A 21,062-nucleotide genomic window follows, 5' to 3' on the forward strand; every position below is an offset into this window, starting at 1 on the left:
TTTCTTTCCAACTGTCCCGGCTGGGCTCGAACCAGCGACCTTCGCATTAACAGTGCGGTGTTCTACCTGCTGAACTACAAGACAATCAAATAGCGTGATATAAATATATCACGCTACCATGTGTTTGACAACACTTTTATGAAATTAATTTTAATTAAATAACAAAATTATGATAAAAAGCTCATTATATGCGCTTTTATGACATTTTTGAACTTTAAATTAAGCAAAGGGGTTCCAGAATCGACCATCGTCGACTGAAACAAGGACAATGGCTAGGATTAGCAAAGCAATTCCTAACAATAGTCCAACCCAGTCAGCCAAATGCCAGGATTGGGCATAGTACCAGGTACGCTTCTTCTTTTTTCCAAAGCGACGAAGTGCCATCGCTTCTGAAATTGTCTCGACTTTTTCAAGGGTTGAAAAAGCCAAAGCTAGGAGCAAACGTGTTGAGGCAACTAACTTCTTTCCAAGCGATGCTTTCTTACCTAAGGCAAAGCCACGGGCTTCTTGCACCTTACGAGTTGTTTGAAACTCACTTTGGATGGTTGGCAAGTAGCGCAGTGTGAGTGAAAAGGCGTAGGCGACTTTGTAAGACACCCCCACCTTGTTCAAACCGGCCGCCAACTGGGAGGGCTGGGTCGTCAACAAGAAGGCCAGTGAAAGCGGAACCGAGAAACAGTACTTTAAGAGCACGAGTAACTCGTAAAAGATCTGTTGGGAAGTTAAGGCGTAGTAGCCTGAACCAAGCAAAACTGTCTTACTATGGTAGAGTTCTACTCCGTACTGTGGTGCAAAGACGTAAATCAATAGCAGGTTCAGCACGGCAAAGAGAACCGTTAAATAAACCAGGATGCGAATGGACTGCCAGGAAATCTTGGATAGGTAGAGAACCAATCCCGCAAAGACCGTTAGTCCAACTAGGAAACGCATGTCAAAGGAAAGAATACCGGCAACTGTCAATAGAATGAAGACAATCAACTTACTCGTTCCGTTCATCTTATGAATGAAAGAATCACGTTCCTGGTAACCAAGAAAATCATTCATGGCTGGCCCCCTTTCCCTTTAGGCCTAGTCGTTCTAACAAGACCTGATCAGATGGTTGAATCAAAGACGTTTCAGACAACAAATCAGTACTTTCGAACAGCGTCTTTGGACTAGTTTGACTAGTGATTCGACCATTTACTAATGAAACTACTCGATCCGACCACTTTTCAATCAAGGCCATGTCGTGGGTCACTGTAACAAGAGCTAATCCCTTATCACGGAGGGATTGCAAGTAAGTTAAGAGTCCCTTAGCCGAGATATCATCCTGTCCAGCAGTTGGTTCATCAAGAATCAAAACGGCCGGTTCTAGAATAGCGACAGCTAGGACGGACAAACGACGCTTCTGTCCAAAGGACAGGGCTTGGCTTGGCCAGTTACGATATGGATAAAGGTTGGCTTCCTTTAGGGCAACCAAGACTTTTTCATTAATGGTCTCTTCGGACACGTTGCGCAGGCGTAAGCCAGCGGCAACTTCCTCAAAGACTGACAAACCAATCAACATTTCATTGGGGTTTTGCGACACATAACCCACGTACTGAGCGTGTTCTGCCAAAGGCAAGCCGTTTAATTCAACGGCCTTATCATCTTTGCCATTCGCCTTCACAAGACCTGCCTGTATAGGCAAGAAGCCTGCCAACAAACGAGCTAAGGTCGATTTACCAGAACCGTTTTCACCAATTAAGGCTAACCATTCCTTCTTCTGGACTGAGAAGTCAATGTCTTTCAAAACCTGACGCTCTCCGTACTGGTAGTCAATCCCAGTCGCTTCCAAAGCCGTGGAGCCAAAGCTTTCTTCCGCCTTCACGGTTGGGTGGACGGCCAAAAAATCAGACAACTTATCCGCTAGTTTCGGCCCGTCAACTTTCACCAAGTCCGAGATGTCCGTTAAATCGTCCAAAGCGTAGCCCGACTTTTCAATCAAGGAGACATAAGCTGGCTGAGCCAACTGCCAGTCATGAAAGTCCGGCTGGACTAATAGTTCGTCAGCGCCACCATCAAAGACTAGTTCCCCCTCTTCGAGGACCAAAACTTGGTCGACGCCCTTGCGCAAGACTTCATCAATCCGGTGCTCAACCATGATGACCGTGATGCCTTCTTGATGAAGTTGGTCCATCGTTTCAAGCAAGGATTGTCCCGCCTTTGGATCCAAACTAGCCAGTGGTTCGTCCAAAACCAAAATGGGGCTATCCCCGACCAACACGCCAGCTAAGGCGACCCGTTGCTTTTGTCCACCGGACAAAACGTTTGGCCCCAATGGCAAAAGCTCGGTTAAGCCAAAACGTTTGGCAACATCCGTCACTGCCTGGCGCAACTTGGACAAAGGTTCCCCCTCGTTTTCCAAAACAAAGGCAATGTCTTCTGCTACCGTTAAGCCAACGAACTGACGGTCCGTATCCTGCAAAATCGTTCCAACTAAGAGTGAACGGTCAAAGGGGTCTTTCCCAGATTGGTCAACATCGTTAATCAAAACACGTCCTGATAGGTCCCCGTTTTCTTCGGTCACTAAGGCGTTAATCAAGGAAATCAAGGTTGACTTACCGGATCCAGAAGGCCCCAAAACTAAGGTTTTGCTACCCGTCTTAATGGTAAAGTTAATATTTTTCAACGTTGGCTCTGCCTGCGTTTCATAGCGGAAAGTCACGTTGTCGAATTGTAAAGCGGAATCAGCCATTCGCTGTCCTTTCTTTAATCTTCTTTGCGCAGCAAGGTTTGCTGCCCCTTGTTCTTCAAATAAAGTGATAAGAGTGTCGTTCCGATGATACCCGTTGAAATCACGTTCACAATAACCGAAAGGCCACCCTGTAGATAAACCTTGTTGGCAGGCTCAGCGTAAATCACGATGTCCAAAGTTGGCGCGATCAACAACCAAGCAATCAAGTTGGCAATCAACTGGCTAATGTTAAACCAGGCGATTTTCCAAAAGTTCAGCGAACCCTTTAGTAAACGGGCACGCTTCACCAATAGGGCAAAAATGAAAGCATAGCAGCCGTCAGCAATCACCCATGACCACCAGACGGATCCGTAGGAAATGGCATCATTCAAGCTGTGTCCTAAGATGGCAACGAAGAAGCCAACCATTGGTGAAAAAAGAATCGAAATCAATGATAACCAAGACTGGGCCACGTTGACTTGCGTGTTGGGAATTCCCGTTGGAATCGCCACAAACTTAAACAGAATCAAAAAGACGGCAGCACCAATTCCAATGGCTACGACATCCTTTGTTGATAAGCCCTTCTTTTTCATTTAGTTATCCTTTTCAATTTCAATCGTCCAGTTTTGACCGGCTGACAAGTGGTTTTCAGCAGCCATTGAACCCATTCGGATGGCAATTCCAACCGTGTAAACCGAGTTCATGTAAATCAATGTTTCGCCGTTCTTCACATCGGCAAAAGTCTTGTAGTAAGGCAACTTTGCCTGGTAAACACGCTTGCCTTCGTAGAAGACAGAAACGTTGAAGACATCCCCATAACGGGCACCAAAGTCTTCTTCCCAACGTGATTCTTCAATGTTGGTCCACAATGAACCGAAGTTAACATCGGTAATATCAACGTTACCAACAATCTTGTTACCTTCGATACGGGCTGGGTTCAAGGCCAAGCGTTCAATATCTGCCACTGGCAATTCCTTACCAATTTCTTCAAAAGTAATTTGTCCACCGGCCAAACGAGCACCGTTGTATACATAGATGTCACGGCCGTGGAACGTAGCGGACTTTTCAGAGCCTGGCAAACGGTCGATGCTTTCATCGATGACGCGCACGGCTTCGATTCCGTATAACTTGTCCAAGTGAGTCAACGTTCCGTTATCAGGTGTTACGACATAGTGACCAGTTTTCAACTTGGCAACCAATGACAAACGCTTTGAGCCAACGCCAGGATCAACAACTGAAACAAAGACCGTACCAGCTGGCCAGTACTTCGCTGTTTGTGAAAGTCGGAAGGAACCTTCAAAAATGTTAAATGGTGTAATCCCGTGCGTTAAATCGGCCACGGTCACTTCAGGGTCAACCTGACGTGCCACACCGTACATCGTTGAAACGGCGCCGTCATTCAATCCAAAATCTGTTTGCAATACAAGTGCTGCTTTCATGTTCTTCCTCCGGCTCAATGTGAGCATTTTTTGTTTTAGTAAGCAAATAAAAACCCGGACAGGTCAAAAGACCTGCCCGGGACGAAATGTTCGCGTTACCACCTGGTGTTTGGTTATTTTTCACAAAATAACCCTTCATACGTTCGAGACTCTTTTGGTCTGAAACGATTCGCTGTAACGGGCGATTCCCGATTCAAGTTCACCAATAGCTCACCCAAATAATTAGCTCCCAGACCATATTCACTGTGTTGACTGTCCGGTTTTCACCAAACACCGGCTCGCTAAGCAGTCGCGACAGTTACTTATCTGTTCTTCGCTGTGATGTTTATTATATTACGACATTCGGCAATCAATGTCAAAAGTTTTTCAAAAATTAGTAATATTATAAATTCAAGTTAGAAAACGAACATTCAATTCGATATCGCCGACTTTTATTCGTTACCAACAACCTCAGAAAACTTTTCTGAAATCGATTTTGCGGAAGCTGCTAGCTTCTCCTTTTCATCAGACGATAAAGTCCAACTCGATTCGGCCACAATTCCTTGACGGCCAACGATGGCTGGCGTCGACAAGTAAGTACCAAAGGCCTCTTGGTAGTGTGAGACCGGTAGCTCTTCATGGGCGTCGGAAACAATGACTTTGGCCAAGCGCACCGCCGCGGCTGCGATACCGTATGAAGTATACCCCTTTGCATCGAAGACATCGTTTCCGCGGACAATGGAGGCCTTTTCAATTTCGGCCAAATCAACCCCTGCTGCCTCAGCCATTTGCAGAGCGGGTTGGCCCATCACGGAACCCGTCGACCATGCCGTAAACTGCGTGTTTCCGTGCTCACCGAGGTTATACCCGGCTACCGACTTAGGAGACACAGCAAAAGCTTGACCAGCTGCCGCCCGCATCCGTGCCGTGTCCAATAGCGTTCCCGTACCAATCACTCGTTCAACTGGATAACCGGTTTCTTTTTGATAAAAAGCAGAAATGGCATCACAAGGATTGGTGATGACCACTAGTACGCCGGCAAAACTAGTCTTCTTCAATTGAGTCGCAACCTTTTGAACTTGTTCAACGTTATAGGGCAATTCAGTAAAGCGGTCCTTGCTAACACTGTTGTATTGCAAGGCAATGTGTCCCAGTGCTGAAATCACAAGGTCGGCATCATCCAAAGCGGCATAATCATTCACGGTGATTTTATAGGAGCCATTTTGGTTAGCTAAAGCATCTTCCAAATCCAAAGCTTCCGCACGGACTTTCTCAACCTTCGTGTCAATTAACACGTATTCATCAAAAGTGCCTTCTTGCACCAGGGCGTGGGCTATTGCTGATCCCACATGTCCCATTCCGATAATTCCGACTTTTCGCATGTTTTTATCCTTATTGTTGGCCTTGCACAACTTCAGCAAACTTATCTGAAATCGATTTGGCAGAAGCCGCTAGCTTCTCTTTTTCATCCTCTGTTAATGTCAAAGTCGATTCGGCCACGATTCCTTGGCGGCCAACAATGGCTGGCGTTGACAAGTAAGTGCCAAATGCTTCTTGGTAGTGAGAAACAGGCAATTCTTCGTGGGCATCCGACACAATCGCCTTAGCCAAACGAATGGCTGCAGAAGCAATACCATAAGAAGTAAAGCCTTTTCCGGCAAAGACCGTATAGCCACCGACAACGGAATCTTTTTCAATTTCCGCCAAATCCACGTCCTTGGCTGCGGCAGCATCTTTAGCTGATTGACCCATGACTGAAACCGTTGACCAGGCCGTAAATTGAGTGTTTCCGTGTTCGCCAAGGTTGTAGCCAGCAACAGACTTAGGCGACACATCGAAAGCCGCCCCGGTTGCACGGCGCATCCGAGCCGTATCCAAAAGTGTCCCCGTTGCAATCACTCGTTCGACTGGATACCCCGTTTCCTTTTGATAAAGGGCCGCAATGGCATCACAAGGGTTGGTAATGACAACCAAGACACCTGAAAAATCGGTCTTCTTCAATTGCCCCGCCACTTCTCGTACTTGTTCGACGTTGTATGGCAGTTCAATAAAACGGTCCTTAGATGGGTTGTTATGCTGTAATTGAATATTTCCCAGTGCTGAAATCACAACGTCGGCATCATCTAAGGCAGCGTAGTCGTTCATCACGATTTTATAGGATTCATTTTGGTTAGCCAAAGCGTCTTCCAAGTCCAAGGCTTCTGCCCGAACTTTTTCGACCTTTTTATCAATCAAAACGAACTCATCAAAAGTTCCTTCTTGAACCAAAGCGTGTGCTACCGCTGATCCAACGTGTCCCATTCCGATAATTCCAACTTTTCGCATGTTAATACCCCGCTTTCATGTAACAAAGGATAGAAGATTAATGAGAAGATGTCAAGAAAACGATTAGAAAAGACTAATTTTATCAAAAATAAAAAGCAGCTAGGATAGCTGCTTAATTGAAGTAGATATGACAGTGCTTGGCACAGCCCGGATTAAAGGGTGTCTGGCAGTAAATGCACTGTCCCTGTTGGTACTCAGAAAAGCTGAGCTTTTTTTGGCAAACACCGCAAAGAACCGGTTTTCCATCCCCCTTTGGCCAGGGTGCAAAGTCATGGTCCGCCAAGCGATTATGGCATTCGTAGCAGGCATAATAGCGTTGACATTGTGCACATTCCAGCGCCACCACGTCTAATTCGCTATGGTAGTGTTGGCAGGTACCCCGAGGGCCAATATCAATTCCATAAATCTTGGTCATGCTACCATCCTATCGGTTTCTGCTTGTCGATGCACGATTCGTTACTTCACTTCTTCTTTCAACGCTTGGACGAGTAAGTCCGCCTGATCTAAGTACTTTGCCAAAAAAGCATCTGTCTCAGCTTCGTCAGCTTAACGAGCGATTTCATCCGGCTTAATGCTCAAGCGTGGATTAACCGAGAGACGTTGCATCTTCAACCCCTGCAAGACCATTGAAAGGGCTAATTCACCCTGAAAACCACCATGAGATCCGATGGCAACGGTTGCAACGGGCATCCCCTGCCATTCTTGATAAAGTGTGTCCAAGGCGTTCTTCAAAACCGCTGGGTAACCCCAATTGTACTGTGGGAAAACGATGACCAGAGCATCGTACTCCTTAATCATTTCAGACCAGGTCTTTGTCGCTTCCAATTGGTAAAGTCCGAGGGCTGGTAGCTCGGGCTCATCCAACCAGGGAAGATTAATTTCGGCTAAGTCCAAAACATCCGCGTCCAAGCCCTTCATGTTGAGAATAGGCGCCAGCCAATGGGCCACCTTGCGTGACACACTAAAACGACGGTTTGATCCAACTAATACTGCGACTTTCATATCGGCCTTCTTTCAATCAATTCTGCTTCTATTGTAGTTGTTTTGAAAAGGAAAGGCGAATAGGTAAGAAAAAAGAGCTAAGTTCAGCAATGAATGCCAAGATTAGCTCTTTTCTGTTTAGTGGAGAAGAAAATCTTCCAACCAACACTCAGCTATTCAATCCCACTAATCAGCAAACTAACTCATCACAACTTTACACCTAGCGACTCGATCAATTGCCTCATTTCCGATTTCTGCAAAACGTGTGTCGTATTTTCTATTTCGATTAATCCTGATACCCCAGTCGCTAAAAAGAAAAAAACAGTCACAGCTAGTAGCCATTTCCCCTTCTTCGAGAGCGGAAGACCGGATCTTCGATTTGTACGCCACTCGATGACAAGGTAAAGCAACGCATCATATAAACAAGCGGCAAGTATGAACGAAATTTTAAACGCATCAGAAGAAACCGTTACGCCAAAACCAAGAAAAGAAAGTTCGAATGCGAAAAGCAGCCACTTTCCCTTTCTCGAGAGTGGTATCCCCATCTTTCGATTGGCGCGTGATTCAACAATTAACCAAATCGCAGTAACAATGCAGCTAAGCATGAAGAGTTCGGAAAGCTCAGATGAATCAGCATCGGATACGATGCTGTACATCCGAGTTGCAACAATGAATACAATTAGCCACTTTCCTTTTTTTGAGAGCGGAACGCCCATCTTTCGATTGGCACGCCACTCAACAATTAACCAAATGATAGCTACGATAAAAGTAAGCGAAACCACTTCATGAATTTTGGATGAACCAGAATTATTTTCTGCAATCATGACAAGCACAGAAAGAACCATGGTAACCAGTAACCACTTCCCCCTTTTCGAAAGTGGAACACCCGCCTTGAAATTTAAAATTCGCTCGATTAAAAACCAAATGCTAGCTACTAAAAACGCAAATCCTGCTAACTCATTAAAATACATCTTATCTCCAAAACAACTCTTTGAAACGATTGTTGTCGATTCTATTTAAAATATTCGATTCTATTTACGGAACAATAATATCACACAACAAAAAAAGGCGGCAAATAAGCCGCCTTTCCTAGTATCCCTGCTAAATAAAAATGTGTTATTTTGCTTACTTTCTCTTGATTTCTCTTGCCTTCGAAAAAATAAAAAAGGCTTAACACCGGTAGTTTTGACTACCAGTGCCAGCCCTTGATATAGCTGATGGAGAAGAAGGGATTCGAACCCTCGCACGCTTTAACACGTCTACACCCTTAGCAAGGGCGCCTCTTCAGCCTCTTGAGTACTTCTCCAATAACAGATAATACTATACCAGATTATCGGCCTCCCGGCAAGGAACATCGGCTTTAGCCGTGTATTCTTACTGGACTTTTAAAAAACCGACTAATTCATTTCGTAGGGCCATCTTTTGTAGAGCAAATGTCTTGAAACAAGTCCTTTTTCATGTAATTTCACCTCTGCTATACTATAATAGCTATATCGATTACACGAAGGTGGAACTTATGACACAACTCGTAACTAGAGATGAAATGCAGGCTATTGAAGCCTACACCATTCACGAAGCCGGCCTGTCAGCTGACGTCTTAACAGAGCGTGCAGCTATGGCTGCTATGAACGTTTTGGCCGCTGGCCGATTTGACCTTTCCAAGGTGTTAGTTCTAGCCGGACTAGGAAATAACGGTGCTGACGGTGTCGCCTTAGCCCGACTTTTACATCAGGCTAAGATTCCAGTTACCTTACAATTTGTTGGAAACGTTAACAGAGCGAATCAGGCAGTAAAGGACCAACTAAAAGCCGCCACAGCTTGTGGAGTGGAACGGGCCGAGAAATCCGATTTCAAGGAGCCTTCCCTCATCATTGATGCAATCTTCGGAACAGGTCTACACGATGATCTTCCAGAGGGTTTGCAAAAGATGCTCAAAGCGGCTAACCATATCGATAACACAGTTGTAGCCTTGGATATTCCAACCGGAATTAACGCTGACACCGGCGATATGTACGGAGCGGCTTTAAAGGCTAAAGCCACAATTGCCTTTGGCTACCCAAAAGCCGGCGTTAACCGTTCTAACGGAAAGAAAATGTCCGGACGTGTTATCACACAAGATATTGGCTTGATTACACCCGAAAACTTTGATTTCTCAATTAAATAAAGCCAAGTTTTAAACGAAGCATTCTTCCCAACTAAAAAAGTCCTCCGAAAGTTTATTTCTTTCGGGGGACTTTTTTCAGTTAATTATTAACAAGGAATTAATGCTTACGGGTGATGAATACCGCAGCGGATGCACTTGCTAGTGTGAAAATCAAGCCAAGGATGGCTGTTGAAGACGCCTGTTTAGCCGTTGCTGGCAGAACACTCGTCTTTTGTTCTTGGGCAGGTGTTGATTCAGAAGCTGGTTCGTCACCACCTGTTGCCGGCAAGACGTTCTTCTTACCTGGCGCTGGGGCAGGTGTTGGCGTACTTGGTGTATTTGGCGTATTCGGTACACTTGGCGTTCCTGGAACGTGTGTATTCGTAATATCAAAGCCATTGATGGATGAGCTATAACCACTTACCGGATCTTCAGAAACAGTGTAAGTGATTTCCTCGCCATTGTCAGACTTTGGTAGATCGTCGAATGTATACTCCCAGTTATCAGCAGCCGTCACAGTTGTCGTCTTAACGACTTTACCATTTGCTAACAAGTGAACAGTAATACTGTCTGGTCGAATCTTGTCTTGGTTGTTATTATCATTCCAAGTCTTTTTACCGCTTACAGAAGTCTTTCCGTTATCGGCAGTTCCACCGCCAGCGTAGTCTGCAGTCCAAACTGTCAGTTCCTTCTTTTGAAAGTTTGAACCAGTTAAATCAACCTTGTTACCGTATTTATTAGCTTTACCGTTATCCGTTATCCGGGTGTAGTAGTAAATTTGGTAGGTATCATCAATATTTCCGAGGTTAACATGGAATTTAGTATCACTGTCACGGATAATATTTGAACTATCCACACTACCCTTCGCTTTGAATTTACCGTTTTCATAGTCGCCGCGTAATATAACGAACGGATAAATTGCTTCATTTACCAATTTCTGGTTATTAAGCGACTCGTCCGTCACAACAGCGTTGTCAACGTGCTCACACCCGGCATTCACGATAACAGTCCAACGAATCAAAGTGGGGTCTCTAGGATCATAGACACCGAATTTTGTTAATACTTGGTCTTTACCAGGTCCGTTGTCAGGATTAATCACGACAACTGTCTCGCCAGGCTTGATGTTATCACTACCTGGTATGTTCCAATGAATCGGTACCTGTACACCGGCATCAACTTTTTCCATGTTCCAGTTGGCCAAAAACCACATACTACCCGAAACATCACGAGTCGCATTATCGTTTACAACATCGTCTGCCATTGTAACGTGGATAGTATTAGTGGTTGGGTCTGCAACCGCTTCCCCCAAAGTCTTGGAACCGTCACTAGACTTAATCTCGAACTGAACGTCTCTTGTTAAAGTAAACTGTTCTGGGAGAACGGCGTCAAATGTCTTATTATTTTCACTCAATGACCCCGTAGGAATTTTAAAGGTGTATTCAACCTTCATTGAATCGTGCTGATCGTAGTTACCGTTTGCCTTCGGATTAGTATAATCAGTTAATTTTACATTTGTAATATATTGGTTGTCACTGGCGAATACTTGGTTATTTTGACTGAATACAATGGCACCCATTGTTAGTGCAGTTAAAATAAAGAAGAATAAGCATTGTCGCTGCTTTTTTATAATCATATCTCTTTCCCCTTTATTTCATTATTGTAACAGTTTTGTAGTATATTTGTTACATTTTATCTTAATTTATTCAATATTTAGTCCTTATTTTTACTTTAATTCAAAAAACAGGGACAGTTTTAAAACACTGTCTCTGTTTTACTTGTGATATGGCGATCCAACTTCAATCATCTGCGCTCGGTAAATCTGCTCCATCAAAACCAGACGCATCAATTGGTGAGGTAATGTTAATAAACCAAAGGATAGCAGCAAGTCCGCCCGCTTCTTGATTTTAGGGTCCAATCCCAAAGAACCACCAATGATAAAGGTAAGCGTGCCGTGACCTGATAGCTTAGCCTGCTGCAAGGCCTTAGAAAACTTTTCAGATGGCAACTGCTTTCCTTCAATAGCTAAGACCACAACATAGTCCCGTTCACCAATTTTGGCCCAAATGCGTTCGCCCTCTTTGGCCATAATCTCCTGGTTTTCCGCTTCAGAAGCCTTTTCAGGCGTTTTTTCATCGGCTAATTCAACCATATCAACTTTGGCAAAACGCTGAAGGCGTTTCGCGTACTCCGCAATGCCGTCTTTTAGGTACTTTTCTTTTAATTTTCCTACGGTAATTACTTTAATTTTCATTTAAATTTCTCCCTTTTCATTTGGTCTAAGCGTTTTACTTATCCCGACTTTTGCACTTATCAACAAGGTTATCCACAGTTATCCCCCATTGACTCGGTAAAAAGTCCGCTTATATCCGCATTTCACTATAGTTATCCACAGTTATTCTCTTTTTACACAACTTTTTAGTCAAAACTTATCCAAGTATAAAAAGATTATGATACCGCGGTTTATCCCCCATTAGGTCGATTTATCCACAGACTTATCCACAGCTGTTGATAAGCACATTTGTTCGGACTTGTTCGACCAAGAATACTTCGGTTTTTCCGGTACGTTTTCACCAATAAATCCCATAAACATGTTAAAAAAACTTTTAAGAGCGACGATAAAACCGAACGGCCTTTTCCAAAAAGGGTCAATGCATAGATTTTACCCCAAAACAAGCGAACATGCATTCTAAAATTGGTATAGTTGCTATCCCATATTACCTTCTTTACATTTTCAAAATCTGTTCAATAAAGAAAAGGCATTGACCGTAGTCAATGCCTTTTTTAATTAAACTTTCTTAACGTCCCGCTTCTTTCAAAGCCTTCACATAGGCCTCGAGCGTCAGGTTGTGCTTAACCATGTACTTAGCGTTCTTCACACCAACGTAGCGGAAGTGCCAAGATTCATAGTCAATTCCAGTTTCTTTAATTTTACTCTTTGCTTCAGGATAACGGAGGACGAAGCCATAATCGGCAGCATGGTCAATTAACCACTTCTGAGAGTCAAAGGTATCCATATTAGCCTCTAAGCTAGGATACTTTTCAAAGGCGTCAGAACCCGCAATATCGATTGCTAAACCAGTATGGTGCTCAGATGATCCAGGTTCTTGTACAACAGCCTTCGTCGCCTTCTCAGCTTGGGCATCGGTCATCCCCTCAGCCATATCGTTTTTCTTCACGTTATCAAAGACTTCTTGCTGGTATTGAATAGAGCGATAACCCGAGACAAGGACTGTTTGGTAGCCAGCCGCACGGGCGCCATTCTGAAAGTCGAGAACAGCCTGCTTAATACGGGCGTCTACGACTTTACCGGAAACCGACACCTTATCAAAGTTCATTTCAGAAGACAAAGGATGCCACTTGTTCACAAGCGTCAGGTCCCAGTCCGTTGACTTCACACCCTTTGGCAAATCCTTTAAGGACGACGAACTCGATTGGCTCTTTTCAGACTTACTAGACGTCTGATTGCCATGGTCGCCATTCAGCGTGTAAGCCGCCACTGATCCGGCAGCCAAAACAACTAGAACGGCAAGAGCGACAATGCTTTTCTTATGTTTCATAGTCTCCTCCAGTGTACAAAAAAGGACCGGGAATTCCCGGTCCTTACGATGGTCAGTCAGGGGCTCGAACCCTGGACCCACGGATTAAGAGTCCGTTGCTCTACCAACTGAGCTAACTAACCATGATGTCTTTATCAACAAAAAATATCATACCATGGATTCCTTAGGGTGACAAGGTTTTTAGAACAGTTTTTTCAATTAATTTTACAAGGAGTCTCAACACGCTTCCTATCAATCAACGAATTTTTTCTAAATGATTAATCAACCATTCGGGCAGGTCCGATACGACAATTTGATAAAGATAATCATCGAATTCTAGCAAAATATCTAAGTCCTCAAAGTAGTTAATCACTTCGTCAATACTATCATGTAATCCTAAACGCAATCGCAATACTCGACGAAAAATCATTTCATGTCGTAAACGATACTCAATCTTTTGCACATTATCTAATATATTAGATAGCATTTCTCTATTTTGGCTATTTTCTGCAGCCAGCTGTGCCCAATCCAGTAAACGAAATCCTTCAAAAACGCCCTGCCGGCAAAGGTCTTTCATACTTACACCCATGGCTGCCAACAGTTGAATGGTTGTACTCAACTGCATATCTGTATGGCCTCTTTCAAACTTTGAAATGGCGCTTGTTGAAACCTTCGTTTTTTGCGCTAATTTTGCAGCTGAGATGCTCCGTGTTTCTCGTATATGCCGAATTAGTTTCCCCAACTTTTGTACTTCTGTAAAATTCTTGTTCACTCAAACCTCCATTTTCAAAAAATTAGTTAGCATACTTTTTGAATGCAAAAACTACCGTTGAATCAATTCGCATGTACAGGCTAGCCAATTCAACCTGTCGACGCCGTTCCGCCTGCGTTTTAGCTTGTACGTGCAACCCCTGTTTAATAACTGACACCGCCTCTAACTTTCGCCCAACATCGTATAAATAAAATGACAGAGACTTTGCCGTTAATAAATTATGGGGATTGCTAAGCAGCGATTTTTTGTAATATTCTTCTGCTTTCTGACTCTGCCTAAAAAAATAGGCGATAGCACCAGCCAAGTAAAGTGTTCGATCATTCTGAGGATTAATGTTCAGACTTTTGTGAGTATAAAAAACCATCTTAACCATTGGCAAAAATTTAGTAAATAAATTGCGATTAACTAGCATTTGGTGAGCGTATGCATGTGCCAATTCATAATATAGTACGTCGTCTTTATGTTTTCTTTTTAATTCCTTAGCTAATTTAATTGCTTGACGATGATACATCCGCTTTCTTTGTACCGAATGTTCCATATTCTCAATTCCTTTTTGATTTAATTCGTGAATTTTATCAAAGGTCATGGTTGTTTCTCCTGTTCAACAATGTAATCGTATTTTTTATTAAAGCGCATTAAGAAAGCCAGCGCTTCTAACTGACGACGTTGTGAAACTTGATCGACACTCTGTAAAGTAGTCGTATTTTTCGCTAACGATTCAGCCAAATTGTATTCTTTTTGTTTCTGATAAATTCGGATAAGCCAGATTCGACTTGGGAAATGATTAGCATTTACTTTTAACGCCCGCTCGTAAAAAAGGCGCGCTCTTTCATATTTCTTTTGCTCATGATAGAGTCGTCCCACCGCAAATAGTATGGATTCATCTTCTCGGTTAATAAGAAGAGACTCATCAAAAGCCCCCATCGCTTTTCGCTGATAATACCAGCGCTTTACAGTATGACGAGTTAACAAAGAAAGACGGGCATAACTAATGCCAAGCTCTAACCAGGCCTCTTCATCCTGAGGATTATTTTTGACATATTGTTTCATCAACAATTGCGCACGAATAAAAGCAGTACGAGCTGGTATTCTTTCATTTAAGAAATCTCGAATACCTACAGTATTGTAGAAACGGGCTACATCAACAACGGATTGGACCTGATTGTTATTAGAATATTCGCCACTTAGTTGCGCAATGTCATCCATTAATTTTTGCGTCTCAACTGCACGATGCCGATTCCCTTTAAACTGGATTCTTCTTGCAGAACCAACGGCTACGTGAACGATAGATTTTCTAGGCCAGAAATGCTTCGCGGGTAGGGCATCAAAAGCACCCGTAATGCCAATCGGGATAATTGGTGCTCCCGTTAAATTTGCTATTACAACGGCACCATCACTACCCTGTCCTATTAAACCTGTTCTTGTACGCGTTCCCTCTGGATAAATCACGACGACATCACCTTGTTTGAGATGTTTTACAATTTCTCTCAAAGAAGATGTGGCCTTTCCATCACGATCTATTGAAATCCCCTGCATCATTTCATGCCACCACTTAGTAAAGAGACCTTGAAATGCTTCTTTTTTAGTTAAAAAATAGATTTTCTTTCGATCAATTACGCCTTCTAATAAAGCTAAAATAATAAAATGGTCAAGGTAACTAGCATGGTTAGCAGAGATGATACTGCCTTCGAGATGCTTTAAATTTTCGATTCCCGTCACCTTTCGAAGATAGAACGTACGAATCGCCCATGAGAGACAAGTAGAAATCAACTTAACCACGGTCTTTTCCCTCCAAGAGATGCTTTCTTAAATCAGCAATGGTTATCATTGGCAGATTCCATTCAATTGACATTTGCCGCAGATATTCCGACCGAGCCATCTGACCGTCAGGCATTAAAATTTCAATAATAACGCCAACCTCAGCACTACCCGCTAATTTAGCCAAGTCAATGGCGGCTTCCGTATGACCAGCACGCTCCAATCCCCCTCCTGTTTTCGCAACTAAGGGAAAGGTATGCCCAGGTTGAACGAAGTCTTCAGCCATAGCCTCTGTTTTAACTAATTGGCGAATGGTTTGTGTGCGGTCGCTAACAGAAATACCTGTTGTCACACCTGTTTTAACGTATTCGCCATCAATTGAAACAGTAAAAGCTGTTTGATTCGATTCTGTATTATGGTCTTTCATTTGCTTTAATTTAAGCTTTTGCGCCAGTTTCTCAGTAATCGGAGTGCAAAGTAAGCCGCGCCCCTTTGAAATCATAAAGTTAATATTATCTTCAGTAATATATTGGCCCAGGCCTAGCAAATCGCCTTCATTTTCCCGATCAAAATCATCCAGTACGATTAACAGTCCACCTTTTTTCAACCATTCCACTGCATCCAAAATCTTTTGCATCGTCTATCTCCTTTTTTGCTTTAGTGTATCTTTTTTTGTAATGTCTTCTTCCTATATTGCTTAAGAGAAACTCAAAATAAAAAACGACAAAACCATCATCGGTTTTGTCGTTTTTTTCTTTTAATCGTTTATTACGCCCTTGTCATCGCTGACTTGGCTAAGTAAAAGCAGCCTAAGATACCGGCGTTATCGCCGTTCGCAACGGGCACGAGGTAGTCCTCCAAATCAGGAGTGGCCAAGTAGCCAGCCATTAATTCTGCAAAGCGCTTTCGAATCAATGGTAGTAAGACCTCGCGATGGGGTACACCACCGCCGAAAACAATCTTATCGGGCCGCAGAATGGTCGTGTAGGTCATCGCGGCTTGCGCTAAGTAATCCGCCTCAATTTCCCAAGCCATGTGTTCGTCAGCCAGCTCCTTTGCAGACTGCTGCCAGCGGTCTTCCATGGCAGGACCAGAAGCGACCCCCTCTAAGCAACGGTCATGATGAAAGGGGCAGTGCCCGAGGTAGTGATCCTTGGGATTCTTTGAAATGATAATGTGCCCTGCTTCAGGATGCCCAAAGCCAGACAAAATTTGTCCGTTCACGATGATACCAGCCCCAACACCGGTTCCCACAGTCAAGTAAACCAGGGACTTCACCTCAGAATTAGCTCCGTGGCGGTACTCCGCCCAGGCTGATCCGTTGACATCCGTTGTCCAGTAGTATGGAATATCCCGCCAATTTTTCAGGTAACCTAAGAAATCAAAGCCAGCCCAGCCGGGTTTAGGCGTATCCAAAACATAGCCGTATGTTTTCGACTGAGGGTTTAAATCAACTGGTCCAAAGGCTGCCACACCAATCGCATCAATGTTATCAAATTGGTCAAAATAGGTCGTTACTTTGGCCAAAGTGGTAGGGCCGTCTTCCGTTGGGACGACCGTTCGGTCAATAATATTAAAGTTTTCATCACAGACGGCCAAGATGAACTTAGTGCCGCCGGCTTCAATTGCTCCTAAGAGTGCCATTTGAAGCCTCCTTTTGTCTCGTACTTGCACTCTATATTGTAAGGACTTTTTTTGAGACAAACAATACTTTACGGCCGAAAAAGTCTAACTGGTCTAGTCCGATAAGCATTGATAACGCTATACCTGAAACGACTCCTAAGATTTTGGTCTATCATCGCATCCCAAAATCACCAAAATAAAAAAGCGGCCACAAGGTCGCTTTCTAAAATTAATTTTTACTTTTTGTCATCGTAGCCATTTGGATGCTTTTCAGTCCAGTTCCAGGCCGTCTTGATGATTTCTTCCACGTCATCGTACTTTGGCTTCCAGCCAAGTACTTCACGAGCTGCCGTTGAGTCAGCAATCAAGATGTCAGGGTCACCGGCACGGCGAGGACCAATCTTTGACTTAATGTCGACACCGGTTGCCTTACGAGCAGCTTCAACCATTTCCTTCACAGAGAAACCAGTGGCTGAACCGAGGTTAAACTGAGCGGATGGCTTGCCTTCCTTCAAGTAGTTCAAAGCCAAGATGTGGGCATCGGCCAAATCAACGACGTGCACGTAGTCACGAACGTTGAAACCGTCTGGTGTATTGTAGTCATCACCGAACATTTCGATGTAGTCACGCTTACCAGAAGCAGCTTGCAAAATGATTGGAACCAAGTGTGTTTCAGGTCCGTGGTCTTCACCAATTGAACCGTCAGGCATTGCACCGGCCACGTTAAAGTAACGCAGGGCAACCCACTTGATGCCGTAGGCCTTGTCAGCCCATCCCATCATCTTTTCCATCATCAGCTTTGATTCACCGTATGGGTTGATTGGATTTTGTGGATCCGTTTCCTTAATTGGAATGTTAACGGGGTTACCATAAGTAGCGGCCGTTGATGAGAAGACAATCTTCTTCACATCGTGTTCCTTCATGACTTCAAGCAAAGTCACCATTCCGGCCGTGTTGTTATCGAAGTACTTCAATGGCTCTGCCACTGATTCAGGAACGATTGAGAAGGCTGCAAAGTGAACAACCGCTTCAATATCTTCCTTATCGAAAACTTCAGACAAAGCCTTCTTATCACGAATATCAACTTGATAGAACTTTGCTTCTGGTGCAACCGCAGCGCGGTGACCCTTTACCAAGTTATCAACAACGACAACATCTTGACCGTCGGCCAAAAGCTGACGAACCATGTGGGAACCGATGTAACCGGCACCACCCAATACTAATACTGACATGTTTATCCTCACTTACTTCGCTTTGACAGGAGTCCAGTGGATAATGGCCTCGGCTGCCGTCTGTTCACCGTCTTTGACCCGGTGTTTCGTCTCATTATCCCCCATTACGACCTGAGAATCAACTTGATGGCCATAGTGGACCTCATTCTCATATCGAATAGAAAAGCGACTTGGTTCATGCTCTTTTAAGAATTCTAATGGCAAAACGTCTAACATCCATTCCAAGTATTTGGAATTATTTACGTGGCGATTACCATCGATATCCAAGAAACGCACCTGATAGGGTTTATCCGTATCAACCGGCTCATCCTTAATCTTAGGAATCTTAACCATTTTAGGCAGTCGCTTGGACTCTTCTCCACCGTATGGTTGGACAAGGTCCAAAGGCAGTTTTTGAATGTGCCGACTTTCCAAATCAATCAGGGTCCAGAGTGAATCGATGTCGATAATCACTTCGCCCTTGGCGTCTTTAAAGAGAAAGCCTCGCATGGCAAAGTAGGTTGACCAAGCACCAGCCTTGGTTTCGATAGTTAGCTCTTCTCCCAGCTTAGGACGACGAATGATGTTGACGTCGTACTGCAGGATAACCCAGCCTAAACCACGTCGGTCCGTTTCCTCGTAACCAACTTTAAGGTACTCCCCTTGTTTACGTGAACAAAGGATTGCAAGATTCAAAATCATTGAAAGCGAAAGCTTTCGAGTTAGGTCGACCTGGTAGTATTCAACCGGTCGGTCAATGGAATAGATATCAGCCATTTTCTTCCTCGATGTGATGATAAAGTTTATAAATTTCTTGACGATTTCGTCCGGTTTCCTTGGCCACCTGCTTAATGGCAGCGTTTGGCTTCATCCCCGAATCAACAAGGGTGCGAACTGCGGCTTCCGGGTTGGTTTCGACCTCTTCGTCCAGTAGTGACTGGTCATCTGCTGGTAGACCGTCCCCGTCCTTTTGCCCTTCTAAGAGAACAACAAACTCACCCCGAATTTCATTATTGTTCGCCCATTCTAAGGCTTCTTCAGTAGTACCACGCAGGAACTCTTCGTAACGCTTGGTCAACTCGCGGGCCAAAACTATTCGACGCTGTCCGCCCAAAACTTCGACAAGATTTGCCAAAGTCTTCTTCAAGCGGTGAGGCGCTTCATAGAAGATGATGGTTTCTGGACGCCAGGAGAGCTTTTGAATTTCTGCCGCCTGTTCCTGCTTCTTTCGTGGCAAAAAGCCGTGGAAGTAGAAGGGCTGTGGTACCAATCCCGAAGCAATCAAAGCGGTAATCCCAGCAGATGCGCCAGGAATTGGAACAACCGGAATACCGGCTTCAATTGCCTGGGCAACCAATTCCTTACCGGGATCAGAGATTGATGGCAAGCCGGCATCCGAAACCTGGGCAATAGACTTACCAGAGAGGAGTTCGGCAACCAACTCCGGTGCCTTTTCCTGCCAATTGTGTTCATGCAAGGAGGTCTTATTGTTCTTGATATCAAAGTAGTTCAAGAGCAACTGCGTATGACGAGTGTCCTCGGCCGCAATCAAATCGACTTCTTGCAAGGTTTCCAGCGCCCGGTTGGACATATCCTGAAGGTTACCAATCGGCGTCCCAACCAGGTAAAGGGTACCAGTATCATGAGTTGTAAAGGACTTTTGTGTCTGCATCGTTATCCTAACAAAATGGCGCATTCAAGCGCTGTTTTTTCCAGCTTTGATTGGAAAGCTAATTGTACATTCTTTAGTTTATCGATAGATAAAAACTCTTCGACCACTTCCTGCAGTTGCTTTTCCGAATATCTGGCCGCGGCCTTTTTATAGAAGCCTGCCAGCTGTGGAAAGTAGAGTCTTGGTTGAGCCAGGCTCTTCTGCATGTAGAGGTCGCGGGCCAGTTGCTGCAACCAAAGTAAGGTAGTTTCTTCCTTGGCCTTCTCGTCGATGTTTTTAATCAAGGTTGTTTGCAAATAGGCCATGGAGGCGACGTCGCGTGCGACGACTTTTTCAAACCACTTAAAGACCAAAGGCTGCACTTCTGCTTCGAAGCTAGCCATTCCCTCCTGTGCCTTCTCCGCCACCTCAGGGCTAGCCTTCAAGTGAACAACTTGAGCACGGGAAACAATGGTCTGCAAAACATCATCTGCCTTGTTAGCCAGCAAAATAATCAACTGAGGTCCTGCCGGCTCCTCGATGAACTTCAACAGGGAATTAGCAGCTGCGGTCGTCAATGTTTCCGTACGGTCGATAATAAAGACCTTAGCGGGGGCTTCTAGCGCCGTTGTCGTCAACTCAGGAACGATGGCTCGAATCTGGGCAATCTTAATGCTAGCACCCTTTTTCTCGGGTAAGACCGTTACCAAGTCCGGATGGTCAAGCTTCGCAATTCGTGCCTGCGTATCCTCATCCTGCCCCAAAACCATTGAGGAAAAAGCGAGGGCTAAGGCCAATTTTTCCTCATCGCCCGGGCCAGCTAAGAGGTAGAGGTGGGAACGACGATTCTCATCAACGGCCTGCTGGAGCTGTTCAAGGTTTTCTGGATAAGCCGCTTTTGCAATGTCTAAAAAATCGGCCATCTCAAAAACGGCCGACTCGTTCGATT

General features: G+C 44.3%; 22 protein-coding genes, 3 tRNA genes and 1 other annotated feature. Of the genes, 1 reads left to right on the forward strand and 24 read right to left on the reverse strand.

Annotated features, from left to right (window positions below):
* Nucleotides 1–11: 11 nt before the first annotated feature.
* From BMZ93_RS05610 to BMZ93_RS05660, 11 genes are all read right to left on the reverse strand, one after another.
* A tRNA-Asn gene (locus BMZ93_RS05610) sits at nucleotides 12–84 on the reverse strand.
* Nucleotides 85–219: 135 nt separating this feature from the next.
* Nucleotides 220–1,044, reverse strand: a complete 825-nt coding sequence (locus BMZ93_RS05615; RefSeq protein WP_091503030.1) for an energy-coupling factor transporter transmembrane component T family protein — start codon at nucleotides 1,042–1,044, stop codon at nucleotides 220–222.
* Nucleotides 1,037–2,716 carry an ABC transporter ATP-binding protein gene (locus BMZ93_RS05620; RefSeq protein WP_091503031.1) on the reverse strand — a complete coding sequence of 560 codons (1,680 nt, stop codon included), beginning with the start codon at nucleotides 2,714–2,716 and terminating at the stop codon, nucleotides 1,037–1,039. The genes BMZ93_RS05615 and BMZ93_RS05620 overlap by 8 nt, the downstream gene beginning before the upstream one ends.
* A gap of 14 nt (nucleotides 2,717–2,730) precedes the next feature.
* Entirely contained in the window at nucleotides 2,731–3,288 is a 558-nt protein-coding gene (locus BMZ93_RS05625; RefSeq protein ID WP_091503033.1) for an ECF-type riboflavin transporter substrate-binding protein, read from the reverse strand.
* A complete protein-coding gene (locus BMZ93_RS05630) occupies nucleotides 3,289–4,134 on the reverse strand; it encodes an SAM hydrolase/SAM-dependent halogenase family protein (protein WP_091503035.1) in 846 nt (281 codons plus the stop codon).
* A 74-nt stretch (nucleotides 4,135–4,208) separates the two neighbouring features.
* Nucleotides 4,209–4,457, reverse strand: a binding site (T-box leader).
* A 108-nt stretch (nucleotides 4,458–4,565) separates the two neighbouring features.
* Nucleotides 4,566–5,495 (reverse strand): lactate/malate family dehydrogenase, encoded by a 930-nt coding sequence (locus tag BMZ93_RS05635; protein WP_091503037.1) that lies wholly within the window; start codon nucleotides 5,493–5,495, stop codon nucleotides 4,566–4,568.
* Nucleotides 5,496–5,505: 10 nt separating this feature from the next.
* Entirely contained in the window at nucleotides 5,506–6,438 is a 933-nt protein-coding gene (locus BMZ93_RS05640; protein WP_091503039.1) for an L-lactate dehydrogenase, read from the reverse strand.
* Between the two features lie 112 nt (nucleotides 6,439–6,550).
* Nucleotides 6,551–6,853, reverse strand: a complete 303-nt coding sequence (locus tag BMZ93_RS05645; protein ID WP_091503041.1) for a CHY zinc finger protein — start codon at nucleotides 6,851–6,853, stop codon at nucleotides 6,551–6,553.
* A gap of 131 nt (nucleotides 6,854–6,984) precedes the next feature.
* Nucleotides 6,985–7,440, reverse strand: a complete 456-nt coding sequence (locus BMZ93_RS05650; protein WP_091503043.1) for an NADPH-dependent FMN reductase — start codon at nucleotides 7,438–7,440, stop codon at nucleotides 6,985–6,987.
* Nucleotides 7,441–7,625: 185 nt separating this feature from the next.
* Nucleotides 7,626–8,390: a hypothetical protein gene (locus tag BMZ93_RS05655; RefSeq protein WP_091503045.1), complete on the reverse strand. Its 765-nt coding sequence runs from the start codon at nucleotides 8,388–8,390 to the stop codon at nucleotides 7,626–7,628.
* Between the two features lie 247 nt (nucleotides 8,391–8,637).
* Nucleotides 8,638–8,725: transfer RNA gene (locus tag BMZ93_RS05660), tRNA-Ser, on the reverse strand.
* 210 nt (nucleotides 8,726–8,935) lie between these two features.
* Here BMZ93_RS05660 and BMZ93_RS05665 point away from each other — a divergent pair.
* Nucleotides 8,936–9,583 (forward strand): NAD(P)H-hydrate epimerase, encoded by a 648-nt coding sequence (locus BMZ93_RS05665; RefSeq protein WP_091503047.1) that lies wholly within the window; start codon nucleotides 8,936–8,938, stop codon nucleotides 9,581–9,583.
* 97 nt (nucleotides 9,584–9,680) lie between these two features.
* Here the strand turns inward: BMZ93_RS05665 and BMZ93_RS05670 are convergent, their stop codons facing one another.
* From BMZ93_RS05670 to BMZ93_RS05730, 13 genes are all read right to left on the reverse strand, one after another.
* Nucleotides 9,681–11,195, reverse strand: coding sequence for a Cna B-type domain-containing protein (locus BMZ93_RS05670; protein WP_091503050.1), 1,515 nt, complete (start codon nucleotides 11,193–11,195; stop codon nucleotides 9,681–9,683).
* Between the two features lie 138 nt (nucleotides 11,196–11,333).
* Entirely contained in the window at nucleotides 11,334–11,813 is a 480-nt protein-coding gene (gene rlmH / locus BMZ93_RS05675; RefSeq protein ID WP_091503052.1) for a 23S rRNA (pseudouridine(1915)-N(3))-methyltransferase RlmH, read from the reverse strand.
* A 544-nt stretch (nucleotides 11,814–12,357) separates the two neighbouring features.
* The gene (locus tag BMZ93_RS05680; RefSeq protein WP_091503054.1) at nucleotides 12,358–13,119 is read right to left on the reverse strand and encodes a M15 family metallopeptidase; all 762 of its coding nucleotides are present in this window, start codon (nucleotides 13,117–13,119) and stop codon (nucleotides 12,358–12,360) included.
* A 49-nt stretch (nucleotides 13,120–13,168) separates the two neighbouring features.
* A tRNA-Lys gene (locus BMZ93_RS05685) sits at nucleotides 13,169–13,241 on the reverse strand.
* Between the two features lie 113 nt (nucleotides 13,242–13,354).
* Entirely contained in the window at nucleotides 13,355–13,870 is a 516-nt protein-coding gene (locus BMZ93_RS05690; RefSeq protein WP_091503055.1) for a helix-turn-helix domain-containing protein, read from the reverse strand.
* A 22-nt stretch (nucleotides 13,871–13,892) separates the two neighbouring features.
* Nucleotides 13,893–14,456, reverse strand: a complete 564-nt coding sequence (locus BMZ93_RS05695) for a hypothetical protein (RefSeq protein ID WP_091503057.1) — start codon at nucleotides 14,454–14,456, stop codon at nucleotides 13,893–13,895.
* Nucleotides 14,453–15,649, reverse strand: a complete 1,197-nt coding sequence (locus BMZ93_RS05700; RefSeq protein WP_159427794.1) for a lysophospholipid acyltransferase family protein — start codon at nucleotides 15,647–15,649, stop codon at nucleotides 14,453–14,455. Before BMZ93_RS05700 ends, BMZ93_RS05695 begins: the two co-directional genes overlap by 4 nt.
* Nucleotides 15,642–16,265 carry a 3,4-dihydroxy-2-butanone-4-phosphate synthase gene (gene ribB / locus BMZ93_RS05705; protein ID WP_091503061.1) on the reverse strand — a complete coding sequence of 208 codons (624 nt, stop codon included), beginning with the start codon at nucleotides 16,263–16,265 and terminating at the stop codon, nucleotides 15,642–15,644. Before ribB ends, BMZ93_RS05700 begins: the two co-directional genes overlap by 8 nt.
* Before the next feature lie 131 nt (nucleotides 16,266–16,396).
* A complete protein-coding gene (locus BMZ93_RS05710) occupies nucleotides 16,397–17,272 on the reverse strand; it encodes an ROK family protein (protein WP_091503063.1) in 876 nt (291 codons plus the stop codon).
* A 215-nt stretch (nucleotides 17,273–17,487) separates the two neighbouring features.
* A complete protein-coding gene (galE, locus tag BMZ93_RS05715; RefSeq protein WP_091503065.1) occupies nucleotides 17,488–18,483 on the reverse strand; it encodes a UDP-glucose 4-epimerase GalE in 996 nt (331 codons plus the stop codon).
* 12 nt (nucleotides 18,484–18,495) lie between these two features.
* Nucleotides 18,496–19,239 carry an acyl-[acyl-carrier-protein] thioesterase gene (locus tag BMZ93_RS05720; RefSeq protein ID WP_091503066.1) on the reverse strand — a complete coding sequence of 248 codons (744 nt, stop codon included), beginning with the start codon at nucleotides 19,237–19,239 and terminating at the stop codon, nucleotides 18,496–18,498.
* Nucleotides 19,232–20,134 carry a 16S rRNA (cytidine(1402)-2'-O)-methyltransferase gene (rsmI, locus tag BMZ93_RS05725; protein ID WP_091503068.1) on the reverse strand — a complete coding sequence of 301 codons (903 nt, stop codon included), beginning with the start codon at nucleotides 20,132–20,134 and terminating at the stop codon, nucleotides 19,232–19,234. The genes BMZ93_RS05720 and rsmI overlap by 8 nt, the downstream gene beginning before the upstream one ends.
* Nucleotides 20,135–20,136: 2 nt before the next feature.
* Complete coding sequence (locus BMZ93_RS05730; RefSeq protein WP_159427795.1) at nucleotides 20,137–21,036, reverse strand: DNA polymerase III subunit delta; 900 nt, start codon at nucleotides 21,034–21,036, stop codon at nucleotides 20,137–20,139.
* Nucleotides 21,037–21,062 lie beyond the last annotated feature (26 nt).

The sequence above is a fragment of the Fructobacillus durionis genome (genome assembly GCF_900112405.1).
In the GTDB taxonomy this organism is placed as follows: domain Bacteria; phylum Bacillota; class Bacilli; order Lactobacillales; family Lactobacillaceae; genus Fructobacillus; species Fructobacillus durionis.